This is a genomic window from Streptomyces sp. PA03-1a (assembly GCF_033792805.1).
Lineage (GTDB): Bacteria > Actinomycetota > Actinomycetes > Streptomycetales > Streptomycetaceae > Actinacidiphila.
Genome location: NZ_JARAVO010000443.1, coordinates 1 through 2,559 on the forward strand (window position 1 = coordinate 1; position 2,559 = coordinate 2,559).

Sequence of the window (2,559 nt, forward strand, 5' to 3'; positions counted from 1 at the left end):
CCACCGCCCGGCGGCACGCCCGACCCGTCAGGGGGAACCGGCCGGCTGGGGCCAGGCCGTGCACCGACCAGTAGGCGAGGGCGGCCGTGCTGCAGGCCAGTCCGGTCCACAGCAGGGCGGGGCGGTCGTAGCGGGCGTCGGCCGGCGGGGCGACGGCGCCGAACAGGCGGGCGAGCGCACGCTCCAGCGGCCGCAGTGCGACCAGCACGCCCGCCAGGAACACCGCGAGCACCAGCATCCAGGGCACGCGCAGCGCCCACCAGGCGGCGCTGCCGAAGGCGGCGTCGGGGGCGAGACCGACCAGGTAGAACACGGCGGCGAGCAGCACGGGCAGCATGTGCCACAGGTACAGGGTCATGCTCGCGCCGCCCAGGAACCCGACGGCCCGTCCCATGCGTGCGCCCTCCAGCGCCCGCCGGACGGCCGGCGCGGCCAGCAGGCACGCGCCGGCCTGGGCCACCACCCAGGCCAGCATCGCCGGGGACGGGGGGTCGGTGTTGCCGACCGTCTCCCCGGTGACCCGGATCAGGCTCACCGGGTAGGGCCCGAGGGTGATCAGCGCCGTGAAGGCCAGCGCGCCTCCGGCCGCCATCGCGGCGGCGGGCAGGCGCGTCAACTGCCCGTCGCGCCAGCAGAACCCGAGCTGGTACGCGACGCCCCAGACCAGGACGTAGTCCACCAGCCCGGTGAGAACCGGGGCGCCCGCCGTCACCGACGCGCCCGCCGCCACCGCGAGGGCACCCATCGCCACCGGGACCCGCGGCCCCCAGCGCCGGTGTGCCGCGTGCAGCACCGGGGTGAGGGCGCTGAGCAGCAGGTACACCGGGAGGAACCAGAACTGCATGGCCATCGCCCATCCCGCGAGCTCGAGCGTGCGCCGGTCCACGCCGGCCGCCGAGCAGATCGCGACCGCGAGCAGCACCAGCCCGCAGTAGGCGGCCGCGGGCAGCAGCAGGCGCAGGGCCCGCCGCGCGACCCAGGGGGCCGCCGTGCCACCCGCCGCCCGGGCGCGGGCCCAGGAGCCGCCCGCCGCGTGGCCCCCGGCGAGGAAGAACAGCGGCATGATCTGGAAGCCCAGGGTCAGCCACTGCGTCCAGCGGATCTCCGCCAGGAGCTCGGGCGCCACGATGCCCCCGCCCGGTTCCGGGACGAGGGCGGTGATCAGCCAGTGGCCGAGCACGACCATGCAGATCGCCAGGGCCCGCAGGAAGTCGACGTACCGGTCTCGCTCCATGCCCGGTCATGCTGCCCCACCCCCGTCCGTGGCGCCGCGGTTGGCCCCGGCCGCAACCGATTCGTACCCGCAGCGCAACCTGACCGGGGTAAATCGCTTGCGGGGCCCGCGGGTCGGGGCGAGGCTGGCCGGTCGGTCGCGAGGAGAGGGAGTTGCTGATGGCGGACGAGGAGCAACGGGACGTGTCCCTGTGGCGGTTGGCGGACCTGGTGACCCCGATGGCGCTGCGCACGGCGGCCACGCTCAAGGTGGCGGACCACCTGGCGGAAGGGCCCCGTACGGCCACCGAGCTGGCGCAGGAGACCGGGACGGAGTCGGGGGCGCTGGACCGCCTGCTGCGGCACCTGACCGGTGTCGGGGTGGTGACCCGCGACGGGGGCGGGCGGTACGCGCTGACGGTCCGGGGCGAGGAGCTGAGGTCGGACCACCCGGGCGGGCTGCGGGAGTGGCTGGACACCGAGGGCGGCCTGGGCCGGGCCGAACTGGCCTTCGTGCAGCTGCCGCACAGCGTGCGCACGGGCACGGCCGCCTTCCCGCGCCAGTACGCCCGCGGGTTCTGGGAGGACCTGGCGGCGGACGAGGAGCGGACCCGCTCGTACGACCGCGCGATGGGGGTGGACGTCGCCGAGTGGGCGAGCGCGCTGGTCCCGGCGTACGACTGGGGCGCGCTCGGGCACCTGGTCGACGTGGGCGGCGGCAACGGGACGCTGCTGGCGGCGCTGCTCACCGCCTTCCCGGAGCTGCGCGGCACCGTGGTGGACCAGCCCGCCACGGCCGGTGCGGCCCGCGCGACGCTGGCGGCGGCCGGACTCGGCGACCGCGGCGACGCGTTGGGGGGCAGCTTCTTCGAGGCACTGCCCAAGGGGGCCGGCGGCTACCTGCTCTGCGCGATCCTGCACGACTGGGACGACGACGCGGCACGGTCCGTCCTGCGCCGCTGCGCCGAGGCCGCAGGGGAGCACGGCCGGGTGCTCGTCGTGGAGAAGGTGGGCGCCGACCGCGAGTCGACGGTGGCCGCGATGGACCTGCGCATGCTCGTGTACTTCGGCGGCCGTGAGCGCGGGGTCGCCGCGCTGACCGCGCTCGGCGCGGACGCGGGGCTGCGGGTGTCGTCGGTGCGCACGGCGGGGGACATCGGGATCGTCGAGTTCAGGGCCGCCTGACCGCGTTGCGCCCCCGCCCTCACCGCAGCGTCGGCACGGCGCCGCCCTCCGCCCACGTCACCTCGGTACCGGGCAGGCCCCGGCTCCACGCGCGGGTGATCCCGGCGAGGCCGGCCGCGTCGGGCGGGGTGGGGCCGAGGCCGATGGCGTAGTGGGCGGAAC

General features: G+C 76.6%; 2 protein-coding genes. One reads left to right on the plus strand and one right to left on the minus strand.

Annotated elements, in window-relative coordinates; genetic code table 11:
- A partial coding sequence (locus PV341_RS44650) for an acyltransferase family protein (RefSeq protein WP_500360975.1) occupies positions 1-1,234 on the minus strand: 1,234 nt, incomplete at its 3' end.
- Positions 1,235-1,392: 158 nt separating this feature from the next.
- On the opposite strand from PV341_RS44650, the gene PV341_RS44655 reads away from it, so the two are divergent.
- Complete coding sequence (locus tag PV341_RS44655) at positions 1,393-2,397, plus strand: methyltransferase (protein ID WP_500325038.1); 1,005 nt, start codon at positions 1,393-1,395, stop codon at positions 2,395-2,397.
- Positions 2,398-2,559: the final 162 nt, after the last annotated feature.